Source organism: Gordonia sp. NPDC127522 (genome assembly GCF_042672305.1).
GTDB lineage: Bacteria > Actinomycetota > Actinomycetes > Mycobacteriales > Mycobacteriaceae > Gordonia > Gordonia hongkongensis.
Genome location: NZ_JBHXVK010000001.1, coordinates 293,851 through 311,428, shown reverse-complemented (window position 1 = coordinate 311,428; position 17,578 = coordinate 293,851). Strand labels below are relative to the sequence as shown.

Sequence of the window (17,578 nt, the reverse complement as noted above, 5' to 3'; positions counted from 1 at the left end):
ATGTCGACAAGTCCGCAACGGCGGCGCGGACCAGGCGGGACCTGCTTCACGCGACGACCGGGCTCTTGTCACGTGCCTGTGGACAGATGATGTCACTCGCTGCCCGAGCGGGAGGCGGGAGTTCCCGTTGAGTGGGCACGACGTCGCACGACGTCGCACCCGGACTCGCTGCGTCAACCGGCTGCGGCGCTGACTCCGGCGCGTCGTCCGAAGAAGCTGCCGTCCCCGATGCTGGCGCCGCTCGCGTAGCCTCCAGCGCACACCCCCGAGGTACATCTTCCTGCTGCGTACAACCCTGCGATCGGCGCACCGGAGACGTGGAGCACCTCTGAATCGACCGTTGTCTTGAGTCCGCCGAGCGTGAATCCGCCGGTTGATCCGCGGAGATCATAGGCCGCGATTGGTGTTCCGATCGGCCTGAGCCATTGGGCCTTCTTGCCGAACAGGGGGTCAGACCCGAGTTCCGCGTGGGTGTTGTACAACTCGATCGTCGACGACAACGCTCCGACCGGTAGCCCGATCTCGGTCTCCAGCTCTCCCACGCTCTCGCACACCCATTTCGGCGGGGTACGCAGGAAGGCAGTCGTCGAATCGGTGGTGAGCGCCTCCTCATAGGCGTCCTCATCGAGGACCACGAAGGCTTCCCCTCCTTGCTTCAGCAACGTCGCCTGTCCGATGCGTCCAGGGTAGGTGTCCTCGTTGATGAAGCGCTGCCCCTGACCGTTGACGAGGATTCCCCGGGCCATGATCTGCGGGTCACAGAAGATGGCCACCTCGGTGGCGTCCATATGTGCCGTCGCGGCGCCCAACGCCTGGGCCATCAGGATCGCCGATCCGTCGTGACTCTCGATCGATGCGGCCGGACGACCTTCGATATGCGGGGCGTGATCACGCAGCATCGCGTCGTCGTAGGCGAAACTTCCGGCCGCGAGGACAACACCGCGCCGCGCGCGGATTGCTCTGTCCTCTCCGAAACTACGCGAGACGACACCCACCACACGGCCGTCGCCATCGACGACCAGGGCCTGAACGCGGGTGTTGTCGTGCGTTCGAACGCCGAGCTCCTCGACCAGTTCGAGCAACGGCTTCATCAACATGTATCCGCCGGCTTGGTCGGCGTCTCCCGTCTCGTGTCGACGCGGAAGGTGTCCACGCGGCGCCGGCGCGATCGTCGCGAGGAAGGGAGCAGCGTTCTCGCCGCCGGAATACATCAGGCCCTCGCCATGCGGTGGCTCCCAGCCCGGTTCTCCCCAGAATGCTTCGGCGAACACAACACCGGCCTCGACCAGCCAGTCGTAGTGTTCGACACTTCCGTCGCAGTAGGCATCGATCTTTGCCTCATCGACGCCCGGGCCGAGCGCAGCCTTCATGAAGGCTTTCATGCTCTCAACGGAGTCGTCGAATCCCAGCGCATGCTGTAGCGCCGTACCACCGCCCAGGTAGATGAAGCCGCCCGACATCGACGCAGCGCCACCGCCGGCGCCGAGCCGCTCGAGTGCAACAACCTCTGCACCCGCGCGTGCCGCCTCGATAGCAGCTGTCGCCCCGGCGATCCCGAGTCCAACAACGATGACGTCAGCTTCCTCCGACCACTCGACATCGTCCGCCGCAACCGATAGAGGAGAGGAATTGTTCATGTCAACGCTGCCTTTCTGGACGAGATGGTGGGTTCGTAGCCGACGGTTTGTCGGCAGAATTGTCGGCCACCTCCGGCACCCAGGGATCGTGACACACGCCGAGTCGAGGCTGAACCCACTCGATCCGCTCAGTGGAAGCCCCACGCACCGTTGCCCACTCAGTGGGAACCGCTCGCGACTCTCCCCGTCGTCGGCACACCCCGAGCAAGGGCGCATCGGGTTGACGCTTGTCACGACGTGCACTCGCGTCACTATCAGTCGAGCCGCCGAGACGAAGTCCCCGCTGAACGGGAGACGCTGTTGTGCGAATTCCACGAGCAGTCGATCCTTGAGCGGAAGAACGACTTTCGGAGGTTCGATGCACAGCGAGAATGTCTTGGTACTCGAAGATGACCTGAGTCCGGCGGCGTTGAGGAAGGTGTGGAGCAACTTCGCCACCGGTGTCGCAGTGATTGCGGCGGCCGATGGCACTACACCGATCGGATTCACCTGCCAGTCGGTGGTGTCGGTATCGCTGGATCCACCGCTGCTGTCGCTGTGTCCATCCAAATCGTCGACGACGTGGCCGAGGGTCCGATCCGTCGGACGGTTCTGCGTCAACATCCTCGCCGCAGACCAGCACGACGCCTGCATGGGGTTTTCCCGGACCGGAACAGACAAATTCGTGGGCGTCGAATGGACGCCGACGAGCAACGGATCACCGGCAATTCGGGGGGCGATGGCGCACCTCGATGCAACCATCACCGCCGAACACGACGCGGGTGACCATACGATCGTGGTCGCTCGCGTCACCGGAGTCACGGCAGACGACGGGACATCACCACTTCTCTTCTTCCGCGGTGCACTCGGGGGGCTCGTCGGCTGAGTGGGACCGCACCGACCGACCGCTCCCCTACAGGTGCAATCAATCTTCCCCTGCTCCGTAACGAGAGGTACTCATGACCCACACAGCGACGACCCTCGCGCATCACGAAATCTCAACCGAGAAGGGTGTACTGCGCTACCAGGTCACAGGAGACGGGCCTCCACTACTACTCCTGCACGGATCTGGACCAGGAGTCACGGGATTGCGGAATTTCGGGGGTAATCTCCCTCGATTCGCCGAGCACTTCACCTGCTATGTCGTGGATTTCCCCGGCTTTGGTGTGAGCGACGACTTCGGAGGCCATCCCATGGTCACAGCGCTCGACGCCGTCGAGACCTTCGTGGACTCGACAGGTCTCTCGACAGTCTCCATCATCGGCAACTCGATGGGTGGCGGTATCGCGCTCAACTATGCGGCTGAGCACCCTGAACGGGTTTCGCGCATCGTGTCGATCGGAGGGGTGGGAAAAGCTCTGTTCGGTCCGACGCCCACTGAGGGGATCAAGCTCCTACAGGAATTCACCGACAGCCCGACACGTGAGCGCCTGGTCAGATGGTTGCACTCGATGGTGTTCGACCCCGACATGGTCACCGACGAACTCGTGGAAGAGCGGTGGTCGCAAGCCACTGAACCCCGGACGTTGGACAGCGCGCGGCGAATGTACAGCTCGGCTGCTTTCGCGGCCATGATGCAGTCCATGGAGAACTCTGCCACACCTCCACCGTGGTCGATGCTGCACAAGGTGCAGGCTCCCACGCTGCTCGCGTGGGGTCGCGACGATCGGGTGACCCCGCTGGACATGGCCCTCGTTCCGCTGCGCACGATCCCCGACGTCGAACTTCACGTGTTCAGCAGATGCGGCCACTGGGCGATGATCGAGCAGAAAGCGGCCTTCGAGGACACCAGTCTGGCATTTCTCCAGCGATAGCGACGTTCAACGGCCGGGCGCTCATCAGATGACCCGCAGCACAGCCGAGCAGCGACTCGGTGCCCGGTGCACCCGCGCGACGGTGCACCGGAGCCATGTGCGTTCAGTCGAATGGGCGCGACGGCGTCGACCTCACCTCGAGTCGAGCGTGCGAGAGCTGTGCAGATGACCTGACACCTCGGTCGAGACGATGCCACGCTCCTGCCGCCGCCATGCGTAGCGGACTCACGAACTGATTCATTCGGCTCATCCTGGCCGATGGTCCGCACAGCGAGATACCCGCGACAGGGGCGCCAGGCGGGCCGATCGGCACAGCGACGCAACTGAATCCGTGTACGGAATCCCCTCTTTCGTAGGCGATTCCGCTCTCCCGAATATGCGACAGTTCAGAGGCCGAACGGCTCGACCAATCCGCGTCGGTACTGGTGTCGTACGCGAGCAAGATACGGCCCAGCGCTGACATCTCGGCGGGTAACCGTACGCCGGGACGAGTCGGCAACTTCGGCCCGAACTGGCCGCCGACTTTCTCCAGGTACACGACGTCTGTCCCGTCCAGCACCCCGACGTGCGCGATCATCCCCGTCGTCCGATGCAGGTCGTACGCATACGGGGCGGCGGACATGCGTATCGAGTCCTGCTGCAGGGCAAGGGAACCGAGTTCGACGAGCCGCAACCCCAAACGATACGTGTTTCCCTCACGCTCGAGGATCCGCAAGGCGACGAGTCGCTCGAGCATGCGATGGACCGAAGACCGCGGTAACCCGGTCCGGCGGACGAGGTCGGCGAGGCTCAACCGCGTACCGCCTGCCAGCGCATCAAGGATGAGCGACGCCCGGTTCAGCACACCGGGCCCACTGTCGGAGTCTGGGGACGACATGATCGTAGTGAGGGTCAAGAGATTCTCCTTTACAACGGCCACCACCGATGAGCAGGCTGTTTCTGTTCAAAATAGGCTGGTGAAGGCCACCGTACGCGGATGTGACACAGAGCACAAGCGGAACCTTCGATGACTCACCCCACTCCACGGCGAGCAAAGCCCCCCGGGTGTTTTCGGTGCACCGACCGATGACCGGGAGGAACCCTTGTCTCCCGTGTGGGCTGCGAGTGATATCGGCTGTGATGGGACGCCTCATTAGCGAGTGGCCTGCGCACAGATCAGGAAGTGAGTGTCGATGTCGAAGAGTCCAGTTCCGCCGACCACCAGAGCCCGGAACATCACCGTCGACTTGCTGGTAGTCGGATGTGGCACCGGGATGGCCGCGGCTTTGGCCGCGGACGAGCTCGGCTTGTCAACGTTGATAGTCGAGAAGTCCGAATTCGTAGGTGGTTCGACCGCGCTTTCCGGTGGCGCGTTTTGGATCCCGGGTAGCTCGATCTTCCCTGCGGAGTCGCGTTCAGACGATCTACGCAGAGCGAGAACATATCTCCGGAATGTTGTGCGCGACACAGCACCGCCCGAGCGAGCGGCGGCGTACCTGGACAACGGGCCCAGAGCTGTTGACATGTTGATGCGCCGCACACCTCTCAAGTTCGCCTGGACCAAGGGGTATTCGGACTACCACGCCAACGTCGATGGCGGCACCGAAGCCGGTCGAACATGCGAGAGCCGGCCGTTCGATCTCTCCGTGCTGGGAACCGAGAGAGCAAGGCTCCGAGGCGGAATCATGGAGGCATCCGTGCCGATGCCGATCACTTCTGCAGACTTCAAATGGATGAATCTGATGGCCAAGAAGCCCTTGAAAGCGCTTCCTCGAATCATCCGTCGCATGACTCAGGGCCTCGGAGGAAAGGCCATCGGTCGAGAGTACGCGGCGGGTGGACAGGCGATTGCGGGCGGATTGTTCGCCGGAGTGCTCGCGGCCGGCATCCCGATATGGACCGAAACCCCCTTGGTCCGCCTCCTTTCCGAGACCGATGACGAGACCGGGACCTCTCGCGTGGTCGGCGCAGTTGTCTCTCAGCATGGCGAGGAGTACGAGATCTCGACTCGCCGCGGAGTTGTGCTCACGGCCGGCGGCTTCGAGCATGACATGGAGACGCGCCGCAAGTATCAGTCCGAGCAACTGCTGGATCACGCCAGCTTCGGCGCGGAATCCAACACCGGCGATGCGATCAGAATCGGACAGGAAGTCGGCGCCGCGGTCGGATCGATGGACGAAGCATGGTGGTTTCCGGCCTTCGCAGCACCTCCGGGGGGCCGACCCCTGGTCATGCTCGCAGAAAGAGCACTGCCTGGATCGATCATCATCGATCAGCGCGGCAAGAGATTCGTGAACGAAGCCATCGACTACATGAGCTACGGACAACTGATCCTTGATCGTGAACAGACAGACGATGAGATCACCGATGCCTGGCTGGTTTTTGATCAGCAATACAGAAACAGCTACATGCTCGCAGGATTCCTCTTCCCGAGGCAGCCACTACCAACTGAGTGGATCGAATCCGAGATGGCCGTCAAGGCACATTCAGTCGCAGAACTGGCTGACTCGATCGGGGTTCCCGTAGCCGCCTTCGACGATACCCTCAACAGGTTCAACGCAGGCGCAGCAATAGGGGTCGACAGCGATTTCGGGCGAGGGGACAGCCCATATGATCGCTACTACGGTGATCCGACCATCAAGCCGAATCCGAATCTGCGCGCGCTCGACACGGAAACGTTGTACGCCGTGCGAATTGTGTTGAGTGACCTGGGAACCTGCGGCGGGTTGATTGCCGACGAACGGGCGCGAGTCATCTCGGAGAGTGGTTCACCGATTCCAGGACTCTACGCCGCAGGGAACTGTGCGGCCAACGCCTTCGGCCACGTCTATCCCGGAGCTGGTGCAACCATCGGTCAGGGCATCGTCTATGGGTACATCGCCGCCAACGAGGCAGCATCAACCAGTTAGATACATTTGGGACAGCTCGAATCCTCATGTCCCAGCATCAAACGCACGGCCAACGTTCTCGTGCGCCGATGTACCCCGACGAATCGCGCCTCGGTCGAACACATGAGGCGTGGTTCGTCGGGTTTGCTCGATGACCACCGGGGAAAGCCCACTTCAGCCTCAGAAGGAACCCAGCCTGACGAGTCGCCGCGGTCCATGAGCCGGACAGTCGCTTTACGACGTTCATGCTCTACTCTCACACGCACCCACGGCCGGGCGGCCGGCTCATCGATCGCCGGCGGCGGCATTTCATCCAGCAGGCGTACAGCGATCGGATCGCCACCGGTGTGGCGCCCCCTCGCGCTGGGCGGACTCGAATCATTCCCCTCAGCATTCGGGTGCGACATGCTGTAGCGCAATGCGTTTGGCAAGTTTCGTCCGCAACCGGGTCGCGGAAGGTCATGACCTGATCGATGATCTCGACCGAGTCTCGTCACGGTGGTCGTGATAAACGTCGACGCAGTCGGTCTGCAGGCGCCTCAGCGAGTCCTTCACCGCAGCGTCGACGTTGTCGTGAGACGGCCCGAGACGCCCTGGCACCACCCGACCTTCGTCGCGATCAAGGCGTCGCCCGGTTGACGCGAGCCGCGATCCAGGCGCCGAAGGTCGTCTCGGACTCGCCACCGCTGTTTCCCGGCACCCAGCTGGAGTCGCCAACGGCGGTGTCGATGAGGCGCGCGCCGGCGGCGAGGAAGGAATCGAGCGACAGCGTTGGACACCGTCTTCTCGGAAGCTCAATCGACGGTGTTGCCGCCCAACGCAAATGATCCGCCATCGAGGTCGGTCCGTGGGATGAGTGCTGTTTGGGCGCCATCAGAATCTCGGTAGGACGGTTCATGCGAGCGCGTCGAGACGCTCAACGCGCTCGCATCCTCGACCGCATGGATCACCCTTGATCGTCATCCTTGATCGTCACTTACGCGAGGTCTGGTTACGCCCATCCCGGTCGGCATCGGAAGGTCGAAGCCGGTCGCCACCAGATGCAGGGCGGTTCACCTCGACGGCGGTCCCATGTCGGTACGGAATACCCAGGGCAGCGGTCGTCGCAGCCAACGAAGCTGCCGCCGAGACACCGAGGACCAGCTGGAAAGCACTTGTCGGCGGCACGCTCCCTGCCGATGAGTCACTCAAACTGCTCGTTGTGAACGCCAGGATCGATGCCACCGCCGCAGACCCGACCGCGGTTCCGGCAGACCGACACAGTGCATTGACACTATTCGCGGAGGCCGACTGTTCAGGCGGAGCAGCCGACATCACCAGCGACGGCATTGCCGCATAGCACAATGCAGTACCCGCACCAGCGACGCATTGCGATGCAACGACATGCCAAATGTTCTCCGGCGGAAGAATCAGCGATGCGTAACCGACGGTCATCAGTGATCCACCGGCCACGAGCGATACACGGGGACCCCATCGGGAGATCAACCTTCCCGAAACCGGAGCCACCACGACCATTATCAGGCCGGTCGGAGCAAGGACGAGTCCAGCCGTGACCAGCCCGAGGTTCATTCCGTCGACGACTCCCGGGACACGCGGAAGCTGAAGCAGTTGCGGCAAACTCACCGCGCTTGCCATCATCGCGAAACCCAGTAGACACGATGCGCAGTTCGTCAGCAGGATGATGGGTTTCACCGAGGTTCGTAGATCGACCAGCGGAGCAGGGTGTCGGAGTTCAACGAATACCCACGTTGCGAAGAATGCCACTCCCACGAGTGCAAGGCCCAACGTCATCGGCGCGAACCAGCCCCACTGCCCTCCCTTTGAGACGGGCACGAGCAAGCAGATCAAGGCGGCACAGAGAGTCAGCCCTCCGAGTCGATCGAAGGGTCCACTCGCTCGCATCGGTGACTCGCGAACGAAGAACCGCAAAGCCAGATACAGCGCCGCGCTGAGCGCACCTGCCGACCAGAACAACATGTGCCAGTCCGCCACCTCGGCGACCCACGCCGAAACCGGAAGGCCGATCGCGCCTCCGATACCCATCGTCGCCGACACGACCGCTACGGCGCCGGGCACACGAGAGGAGTCGATCAGATCGCGCATCAGACTGATGCCGCAGGGGATGACACCCATCGCCACACCTTGGAGTCCGCGTCCGACGATCACCGGAACGAGTTCGCTGGTGAGAGCACAAATGACGGATCCGACCACCATGAAGGCTACGCAACCGAGAATGACCCGCCGTTTTCCGAACATGTCGGCGAGGCGACCCGACACTGGCATCGCGATCGTCGCGGAGATCAACGTGGCGGTGACGACCCATGAAGCGTTCTCGACTGAGGTGTCGAGGTACACCGGCAGGTAACCGACTATCGGGAAAACCAGCGTCTGCATGAAGGCAGCAACCAAACCGCCCATCGACACGACCAGTATTGCAATGCGCTGTCGTGCGACTGTCAGCTCGGGCCTGGACAGAACCTCTCCACCTGCGATCTGCGATGCAGTCACGTTCTTCTGAAATCGATCCGGATGATGTCGGGCAGGGGCCTTGCGCGGCGGCCGATGTCCGCGATGTCGACGTCATCGAGGGCGCGGGTACGACTCACCTCCACGTCACCACCACATGTCACTCAGATCAGACCCCGTAGGAGTCCCTCGGGCTCGACGCCCATTCTCGTGAGTGAGCTGGCGTGATACGTGCGTCCCGGGACGTGGATCGCATGAGCGAGACCTGCGTGTGCGTCACGCCAGAACCGCTGAAGAGGCGACGACAACTGCAAGGATCCTCCGCCGGCATTTGCGAAGACGGCATCTGTCGCGCGAACCGCGCGCCACGCAGCGGCAACTTGTGTCCGTCGACCCGCCGCGCGCTCTTCGAAAGTGACGGTCTCCCCACGCTCGATGGTGTCCCAGAACCGATCGACGGTCTCCAGGATCGCGGCCCGCGACGCCGCGATGTCCGCAGCGGCTTCCCCGAGCGCGAACAGGACATAGGGGTCCTCTTTGATCTTGGTGCCGGCTGCGGTGACCCGCTCACGTTGCGCCTGGAAGTACGTCGCCAGCGCACCTTCTGCCATTCCGATCAGTGACGAGGTGATACCCAGCGGGAAGATCGTCCAGAACGGAAACTTGTACAGACTCCCCTCTCGCCCGCTCTCACGCCAAGCGTCGCCCGAAGTCACGAATTCGCTGTCGATGGTTCGATAGTCGGGGACGAATGCTCCATCGACCTTGAAGGTCTTAGAACCCGTTCCACGAAGTCCCACCACGTTCCAGCTCGCATGGTCCACGACGTAGTCACTCTTCGGGATGACGACGTGAAGCGTCCTGGGCGGCGACGTCGGCACGCCTTCCGCGTCGATCAAGGTCGCACCGGTGACCACCCAGTCGGAGTGGTCATTTCCCGTGGAGAAGGTCCACTGCCCGCTGACGATGTAACCGTCAGCGACCGGCCGGGCAGTCCCCATCGGCGCGTACGGGGAGGCGACCCAGGTATCCGGATCCTCGGCCCAGATTTCAGCCTGCAGTCTGCGGTCCATCACCGCGAGCTCCCAGGGGTGTACACCGACGATACCGCTGACCCAACCGGTCGCACCGTCGAGCGCACCCAATGCCATTGTCGCTTCCGCGAATTCACGCGGACTTGCCTCCTGCCCACCGAAGTCGCGCGGCTGCAGCATCCTGATCACACCGCAGTCACGAAGGGCCTTCGCATTCGAGTCCGCGAGCCGCATCTCCTTCTCGCCGTCGGCTGCCCCATCCCGGACCTCCGATGAGAGTTCTTCGATGCGTTCGAGTGTGAAGCTCATATTGTGCTCTCCTGACTCCATACGGATATTGCGCAACTCGAGATGGACGCGAACACAGAAACCCGCAACAGCCGGCTGACTTCAGCGTTCGGATACGCGCAAGAACACCGACGCACACGATCGACTCATGTGCTCGGGCTGTCCACAGCGGTCGCCATCCTGTCTCCGACGCCGAGACTGCCACTCGCACGGACGCGCAGGTAGACACGATCCCGGATAGCGGGAGCCAGCCGCTCACAGGCAAGCCCCATCGGTCGACGGCACCCCATCGTCTCGTGGTCAGCGACGCCGGAACATGTAGCTACTGGGGCCATCTCGTCTGCGAGCGGAATCTCCCGGTTATCGGGAAGGCACCTAGGCGCAGCCAGCCGAAATCCGTTCTATGAGACGAGCTACCAGCCCCGATTTACACCAGGAAGGTCCCCATGGTTCAGAATCACGCGACCGCCGCAGAGGACTCCGGCGACATTCGCTACATCGAAGCCGCACCTAATCCGACGCGGTTTGCGCGCGGGTGGCACTGCCTCGGTCCGGTCAAGGAGTTCGACGATGGCAAGCCGCATCAGATCAACGCGTTCGGAACCAGCCTCGTTGCCTTCGCAGACTCGAAGGGCACCATCCGGATCTTGGACGCATACTGTCGGCATCTCGGTGGAAACCTTGCTGACGGTACCGTGAAAGGTGATGCCATCGCGTGCCCGTTTCACGGCTGGGAATGGGGAGCAAACGGGCGCTGCAAGAACATTCCGTATGCGCGGCGCGTTCCCCCACTGGCCAAGACCAGACGCTGGCACACCACACAGCTCCACGGTCACTTATTCGTCTGGAACGATCCGCAAGGAAACCCACCAATCGAGTCGGAGGCGATTCCCGAGATCGCTGAATACAGCAGCGGGGAGTACACCGACTGGGTTTGGCACAGGGTTGTGATCGACGGATCGAATTGCCGCGAGATCGTCGATAATGTCGTCGATATGGCACATTTCTTCTACATTCACTACACGTTTCCGCTGTACTTTATCACCATATTCGAGGACCACGTCGCCCGACAGGTCATGCATGCACGCGCTCGCGACGACGTTTCTGTCGGCACCAACTACAACGAAAACAACGTCCTGTACAACGACGCGTCCTACTTCGGACCCTCGTACATGATCAGTAAGGCATTCCACACCGAAGAGATGGACAAGCCCTCCACATTCTTGATCAACTGCCACTATCCGGTGAGTGAAAACTCGTTTGTTCTGCAGTGGGGAGTGAGCATCCGAAAGCCGCCGGGAATGAGCCCGGAAGAGACAGATGCCTTCGCCAGAGTGCAGGCGGATGGCGTGACTGCAGGGTTTATGCAAGATGTTGTCATCTGGCAGAACAAGGCGAAGATCGACAACCCCCTCCTCTCCGAAGAGGACGGTCCGGTCTATCAGCTTCGCCGGTGGTACCAACAGTTCTACGTCGATGTGGACGACGTTCAAGAAGATATGACCAATCGCTTCGAGTTCGAGATCGACACCACCAGGGCGGTGCAGTCGTGGGAGGCCGAGGTCGCAGAGAACATTGCGAACGGTCACTACATCATCACCGAGTGAGGGTCGTCTCTCGAGATTCCCTGACCCACGCTCTGCGTCACCAAGAAATTGCCTCCCATGGAGAGGATGTACAGCACTATGGTCGTATCCGAAATCAAAGGCCTCGGTTATGTCCGGGTCGAGACACAGCATATGAAGAGCTGGCGGGAGTTTGCCCTCGCCGGTTTGGGATTCGCAGAGGGAACCGGTCCCGATGAGGGCTCGCTCTACCTCCGACTGGATGAGCGGACATCACGTATCGTCATCTCGCCCGGCGAGCGCGACCGCATCACCGGGGTCGGTTGGGAAGTCGCCGATACTCCTGCTTTTGAACGTGTTCAGGAGCAACTAGCTGCCGCATCGGTGCCATTCAAGGTGCTCTCGCAGGCCGAGGCCGATAGGCGGAAGGTACGTGAAGTGCTCGCGTTCACCGATCCCTGCGGCACCACCGTCGAGATCTTCGACGGGGCCGTCCTCGACCACAGCCCGCTCATCACACCCTACGGTGCAACGTTTGTCACCGGGGCCGAGGGGCTCGGTCACGTCGTCTTGCCGACGACGAATGCGCTCGAGGCGTTCGACTTCTATACCGGAGTGCTGGGCTTCTCTCCGCGAGGCTCGTTCCGGATTCCCACCGACGACGAAACGGAGGTCAAGAGGTTCGAGTTCTTGGGAGTGAACCGGCGTCACCACAGTTTGGCCATCGGTCCCGCAGCGGCAGATCGAGACCCGGGTTTGATCCACATCATGGTCGAGGTCGACACCCTCGACGCTGTCGGCCAAGCACTGGATCGAGTCGTCAAAGACGGATATTCGATCTCGTCGACGATCGGCCGGCACACGAACGACAAAATGGTGTCGTTCTATGTCCGGACACCTGGAGGCTGGGATATCGAGTTCGGAACAGGTGGACGCCTCGTCGACCAACGCGACTATTCGACAGAAGAGATCACGGCCGACAGCTACTGGGGTCACGACTGGTCCGCCAGCGAGCCGCTCCCGGCTCTGCAACCTTGAGTCCAGTACGACCTGGGGCAGGACGACAGCATCCTGTTCCGGGTCGTACGGCCGTGAGACGTGTACGTCGTCGAACCCCCCCTCGAGTCCGGCATGCGAACAATCGGTGGCGGTGACAGCCGCGTTCTCGGCGTGAACACGCTGTGGACATACCACGAGCACTGAAACGTCGTCGCGAGCCTCGGTAACGCGGCTCGTCTGTTCCGCCAGCATTGTCAATCCGGCTGGCGTTCTTTCACCAGAGCAATCCCAGATGCCCGCAACCCGACGGATACGGGATCAGAAAGTAGTCCCAATGCGCCTACCGCAGCAACGCGACAGCAAGCCGAGATTGTCGGATAGCAACGGATGGACCGTACGACTCGTACTGTCTCTGATATCTCTCGTGATTCTACTCGAGACCCTTGCGCTCAACTATGGAATGATAGCGACAGGGCTGCCCAGCATCATGGTCGACTTCGATACCGACCAGGGCGCGTGGATCCAGACATCGTTCCTGTTGGTCGGAGCGGTGATCAGCCCAGCACTCGGAAAGATCGCCGACACCGTCGGTAAGCGAAAGGTCCTGCTGGCCTGCGCCGTGATCGCATCGATCGGTGCGTTGCTATCAGCTGTGGCCCCTTCCTACTGGGTATTGCTTGCGGGCCGAGCGCTCAGTGGGGTCTTGGTCGCCTGCTTGTTCCTGAGTTACTCGTTGATCCGTGACATCTATCCCCCGCGCACCGTTCCGATGTCCGTTGCCATCGCCACCAGCGGGATGGGTCTCATCAGTATTCCGGTCCCGTTCCTGACCGGCTGGTTGATTGACTCGTTCGGATGGCGGAGCATCTTCTGGTTCTTCGCAATCGTCATCGCGGTGACCGGCGTTTTGATTCTCGTCACAACCGACGAGAGCCTCTACCGGCTCAAGGCCCGTATCGACCCCCTTGGCGCCGTTCTTCTCGGAGGCGGCATCGGGGCCGTTCTCATCGCAGTCAGCTTCGGCACGAGCTGGGGATGGACCGACGCCAAGACACTGATGTTTGTGCTCGGCGGCGCGGCTCTACTCATTCTGTGGGCTTACTCGGCGACCAGGATCTCTGAACCACTCATCGACCTGAGGCTGGTTCTGAATCGCCCCGTTGGCATGACCACAATCATGGCTGGCATGGCGTACGGCAGCAGTGCGGTCTCGCTGACGTTGATGCCCCTCATGTGCATGGCGCCCGTCGGCCTCGCCGTCGGTTATGGCTTCGGTGTCAACGCAGAACAGTATGCGCTCTTTCAGTCACCATACGGCGCCGCCACCATGATCGGCGGATTGATTGTCGGTGCGCTGGTGTCGCGCGGAACTCGCCCTCGTGTCACCGCGATCTCAGGGTCCGCACTCTTCGGGCTCGCATCGTTGTTGGTGATTCCGGTCATGGAAAGCCGATCGGGAGTCTTGCTCGCTTTCGTCCTCATCGGACTGGGAATGGGCATCGTCTACGGCTCCATCCCGAACATCCAGATACGCGCTGTACCCCCTCAGCTCCAGGCATCCACCGCGAGTATCGTGGCAACGAGTCAGTCTCTGATGAGTGCAATTCTCCCGGTCATAGCATTCGCCTTCCTTAATGCGAACATGACGCAATCATCGAGCACCAGCTATCCCGTCTATTCGCAGACCGGTATGACCCTCGCGTGGATGGTGGCTGGTGGCGCCGCACTCGTCGGATGCGCTGCCGCGGTTGCGATTCCCAGAGTCTTCACCCAGCTGTCCGCTCCCGGCGCCGCCACCTCGCAAGTCATTGACGGCACTTCAGTCGGGAGCGGGGCCACCAGTCGATGACATTTCAGGCCGCACTGCCCGGTGCGCAGAGATGTCGCGTCGTCCGAGTTCCGGAACCGACCACGCATACCCCCCGCTGCCGGTTATGTGGCGCTCGGTCGACTTCGACATGCCGAAGTCGACCGAGCCACACCGGTTTCTGACTGCATCCGGTTCGACCGACGGGCCATGACTTTCCCATTCCCGCACCCTGCGGTGCCTGAGATTGTTGCCAGGCGCCGGATCAGAGTCGAGCTCGAAAATGCGGTGGGACCGGCACCCCATGACGATTCACGACCGTCGCATGACTGAGTTCTTCCGCAGCGGTATCGATGTCGGCCAACAGATCGCGGGCGATCGCCAGCTCGGACTCGAGGCGGCGGACCGACCATCTCAACGTCAGCCGCACGTAGGCCCAAGCCGGCTCGTCGCCGGCCTCGGCTTCATCACTCCGGGCTCGTAGCAGCTGTGACTCCGTATTCGCGATATGCGTCTCGACCAGGCTCTTCAGCCTGGCTGGGTCGCTCATGTTCCCCATCCACAATCTCAGTATCAGACCGTGTTTGAGGACCGGCGGGTCCATGTCGACACTGTGCGCCCACGATTGGACTGCGGCCGCACCCTGATCGGTGATCACGTAAACCCGCTTTGCACGTTCGCCCGGTTCGCGGATCACGCGCGAACTCACCAGTCCGAGCTTCTCGAGCTTCTTCAGCTCGCTGTATACCTGACTCACCGACGGACTCCAGTAGAAGAACGCCAGCGCGTAGTCCGCCCATCGCTTGACATCATTCCCCGTGAGTTCGAATCCATAGGTCAAGATGCCGAGAACCGCCCAACTGGTGGACGGTAGGTCATCGGTGTCCTGCTCGTCCTCTGGCCGCATGCCCCATCCTCCTTCGTCGGCGATCAACCGCACACCCATCAACCGAACGCCCGCCCAGTGGGACGTCAGGGTGCTGGCTCGTCGCTGCCGGTGTTCTACTGAATTTACTTGACTCAGGAGCGTCTACGGACGCCAGCCAGCGACAGGCACCCGGAGTCGGAGTAGCTGTTCGGTCACCGAACAGCTCGTCATGTCGACAGGAGACCTTCATGTTGGATGAAATCGGCTGCAGCAGCTGCGAGAATCGAGTACTCGTGGAGAAGTACAGTCCAGAACATACCAGTGTCCAATGGATAAAACGGTCTTCGACGGCGTGTGCGGAGTTCGCGCGTCACTGCGACGCCGGCAGACCCGCCCAAGCACAAGAGGCTTGTCCGAACCTGCGTCGAACGATCCAGCAACTCGCCGAGAACGGCCGTATCCCGTTGTCACTGCGGAGCTACCCTACACCTGGTCGCCTGAGTTGACACCGACCCTCTCCGGATCGTGACAATCCCCGCTGAGCGCCTCTCGACACGCCCAATTCGTCTCCCACCCAATGGGAATCGGGATATTGCACGACGACGACGACGGGGAATGCTGTGATCCACCACACACAATGGAGGTTGCACAGTGCACGATCAGGGTTTCGATGAAGTAGCCGACGTGGTTGTGATCGGGTTGGGAGCGGCCGGCGCCGCCGCCGCGATCAGCGCACGAACCGAAGGCGCTCGCGTGCTGGTTGTCGAGAAGTGTCCGAGCGAGATCGCCGGCGGAAACACCCGAGTGACCGGAGGGGGCTGGTTCATCAATTCCGACCCGGACAGAGCAAAAACTTACCTTCGTTCGCTGTGCGGGGTGCGTCGTGTTCCGGACGATGTCGTGACGACTTGGGCTTCAGAGACCGCCATGAACTCGAGGTGGCTGCGTGATATCGGTGCGGATGTCAAGCCGAATCCTCACTTTCACGCAACACCGGAATTCTACGAACACGAGGGTTCGGATTGCTATGGCGGGATGGACACGATCGGCGGCGAGCTCGGAAATGGGAGACTTCACCAATTCTTGACTTCCGCGGTGAATCGAGCCCAGATCGACGTGTGGTACGAGTCGCCGGCCACGGACCTGATCCTGGACGGCGACCGATCGGTGGTCGGCGTCGAGGTGGCGTCTCGAGGTGAGCTGATCCGCATTCGTGCACGAGGTGGAGTCGTCCTCGCCACAGGAGGATTCGCGGCAAACGACACCATGGTTCACGATTTTCTCGGCGTAGAGGGGCATGTCCTCTGGGGATCACCACACAACACCGGCGACGGCCACCATCTGGCCATGCGGGCCGGGGCGGATCTGTGGCATATGGACAACATGATGTCGATCACCGGTATCGATGTCGGCGACAAGACGGGTCTGCTTCTGTATCCAGCCTTGGCAAACAACTTCGTCTTCCTCGGGAGAGACGGCCGGCGATTCATGGATGAATCCCTCCCCAACAGGCATGGCCACGTGTCACGTAACGGGCAGGAAGAGCTCTTTCCCAAGTCTCCGTTTTTCATGGTCTTCGATGAGGAATTCCGCAACGCCGGAGCTGTGGCGCCCGGGCTCGATACCATGCAGGTCGGCTGGAAGCTCCTCATGGAACGGCATCAGTGGTCGCCGGACAACTCGGCAGAGATCGAACGAGGACTCATCGTGCGAGCCGAGTCGATCGAGGAACTGGCTCCGTCACTCGGTATCGATGCCGCTACGCTCGTGACGAGTATTGCCATGTACAACAATGCATGCGATGCGCGGCGGGATGACCACTTCGGCCGGCGCTCGGACTCGTTGGGTGCTGTCCGAACGCCACCGTTCTACGCGTTGACTGTCAGCCCGCTTCTGGGATGGAGCGACGGTGGACCGAGGCGGGACGGCCGCGCACGGGTTGTCGACACCCGTGGCGAGGTCATCAGCGGCCTGTATGCCGCCGGCGAGTTGAGCGCCACCTACAGCTGGAACAAGGACGGCGGTTTTCACATCGCTGACGCTCTCGCCTTCGGGCGTGTCGCCGGGCGCGAGGCAGCTTCCGCCGCAGAGGACTTCGCAGCAGAGGACGGCAAGCCTGCGCTTGCCTCGGCGGGTGGTGCCCACCGAACCACAGTGTGACACCCGCTCGTGCTCGGGCCCGAAGCCGAGCGAGCCGGAGGTGGCTGCAGCGGGGTGGCGACGGCCACCGTCTGGTAGGTCACGAGTGTTCTGA

The 17,578-nt window shown here is 61.8% G+C and carries 13 protein-coding genes; 7 read left to right on the top strand and 6 right to left on the bottom strand.

What is annotated here, in order from left to right; translation table 11 throughout:
* Positions 1–173: 173 nt before the first annotated feature.
* Positions 174–1,637, bottom strand: a complete 1,464-nt coding sequence (locus tag ACFVHY_RS01475) for an FAD-dependent oxidoreductase (protein ID WP_390267426.1) — start codon at positions 1,635–1,637, stop codon at positions 174–176.
* On the opposite strand from ACFVHY_RS01475, the gene ACFVHY_RS01470 reads away from it, so the two are divergent.
* Together ACFVHY_RS01470 and ACFVHY_RS01465 are read left to right on the top strand one after the other, a co-directional pair.
* Positions 1,570–2,502: a flavin reductase family protein gene (locus ACFVHY_RS01470; protein WP_390267423.1), complete on the top strand. Its 933-nt coding sequence runs from the start codon at positions 1,570–1,572 to the stop codon at positions 2,500–2,502. The two genes, ACFVHY_RS01475 and ACFVHY_RS01470, sit on opposite strands and share 68 nt — an antisense overlap.
* A 73-nt stretch (positions 2,503–2,575) precedes the next feature.
* Positions 2,576–3,430, top strand: a complete 855-nt coding sequence (locus tag ACFVHY_RS01465) for an alpha/beta fold hydrolase (protein ID WP_390267420.1) — start codon at positions 2,576–2,578, stop codon at positions 3,428–3,430.
* Positions 3,431–3,533: 103 nt separating this feature from the next.
* Here ACFVHY_RS01465 and ACFVHY_RS01460 read toward each other — a convergent pair whose 3' ends face one another.
* Complete coding sequence (locus ACFVHY_RS01460; RefSeq protein WP_390267417.1) at positions 3,534–4,307, bottom strand: IclR family transcriptional regulator; 774 nt, start codon at positions 4,305–4,307, stop codon at positions 3,534–3,536.
* A 295-nt stretch (positions 4,308–4,602) separates the two neighbouring features.
* Between ACFVHY_RS01460 and ACFVHY_RS01455 the strand changes: the two genes are divergently transcribed.
* Positions 4,603–6,318, top strand: coding sequence for a 3-ketosteroid-delta-1-dehydrogenase (locus ACFVHY_RS01455; protein ID WP_390267414.1), 1,716 nt, complete (start codon positions 4,603–4,605; stop codon positions 6,316–6,318).
* A gap of 598 nt (positions 6,319–6,916) precedes the next feature.
* Here the strand turns inward: ACFVHY_RS01455 and ACFVHY_RS01450 are convergent.
* The 3 genes from ACFVHY_RS01450 to ACFVHY_RS01440 all read right to left on the bottom strand — a co-directional run bounded on the left by ACFVHY_RS01450 (position 6,917) and on the right by ACFVHY_RS01440 (position 10,106).
* On the bottom strand, positions 6,917–7,171 hold the full coding sequence (locus ACFVHY_RS01450) for a hypothetical protein (protein ID WP_390267411.1): 255 nt from the start codon (positions 7,169–7,171) through the stop codon (positions 6,917–6,919).
* A gap of 98 nt (positions 7,172–7,269) precedes the next feature.
* Entirely contained in the window at positions 7,270–8,805 is a 1,536-nt protein-coding gene (locus ACFVHY_RS01445) for an MFS transporter (protein ID WP_390267408.1), read from the bottom strand.
* A 122-nt stretch (positions 8,806–8,927) separates the two neighbouring features.
* A complete protein-coding gene (locus ACFVHY_RS01440) occupies positions 8,928–10,106 on the bottom strand; it encodes an acyl-CoA dehydrogenase family protein (protein ID WP_390267405.1) in 1,179 nt (392 codons plus the stop codon).
* Positions 10,107–10,531: 425 nt separating this feature from the next.
* On the opposite strand from ACFVHY_RS01440, the gene ACFVHY_RS01435 reads away from it, so the two are divergent.
* The 3 genes from ACFVHY_RS01435 to ACFVHY_RS01425 all read left to right on the top strand — a co-directional run bounded on the left by ACFVHY_RS01435 (position 10,532) and on the right by ACFVHY_RS01425 (position 14,498).
* Entirely contained in the window at positions 10,532–11,692 is a 1,161-nt protein-coding gene (locus tag ACFVHY_RS01435; RefSeq protein ID WP_390267402.1) for a Rieske 2Fe-2S domain-containing protein, read from the top strand.
* A gap of 78 nt (positions 11,693–11,770) precedes the next feature.
* Positions 11,771–12,688 carry a VOC family protein gene (locus tag ACFVHY_RS01430; protein ID WP_390267399.1) on the top strand — a complete coding sequence of 306 codons (918 nt, stop codon included), beginning with the start codon at positions 11,771–11,773 and terminating at the stop codon, positions 12,686–12,688.
* Between the two features lie 295 nt (positions 12,689–12,983).
* Positions 12,984–14,498 (top strand): MFS transporter, encoded by a 1,515-nt coding sequence (locus ACFVHY_RS01425; protein ID WP_390267396.1) that lies wholly within the window; start codon positions 12,984–12,986, stop codon positions 14,496–14,498.
* A 223-nt stretch (positions 14,499–14,721) separates the two neighbouring features.
* Here ACFVHY_RS01425 and ACFVHY_RS01420 read toward each other — a convergent pair whose 3' ends face one another.
* Positions 14,722–15,390, bottom strand: a complete 669-nt coding sequence (locus ACFVHY_RS01420) for a helix-turn-helix transcriptional regulator (protein ID WP_390267393.1) — start codon at positions 15,388–15,390, stop codon at positions 14,722–14,724.
* Between the two features lie 585 nt (positions 15,391–15,975).
* Between ACFVHY_RS01420 and ACFVHY_RS01415 the strand changes: the two genes are divergently transcribed.
* On the top strand, positions 15,976–17,484 hold the full coding sequence (locus ACFVHY_RS01415) for an FAD-dependent oxidoreductase (RefSeq protein ID WP_390267390.1): 1,509 nt from the start codon (positions 15,976–15,978) through the stop codon (positions 17,482–17,484).
* The last annotated feature ends 94 nt before the right edge of the window (positions 17,485–17,578 follow it).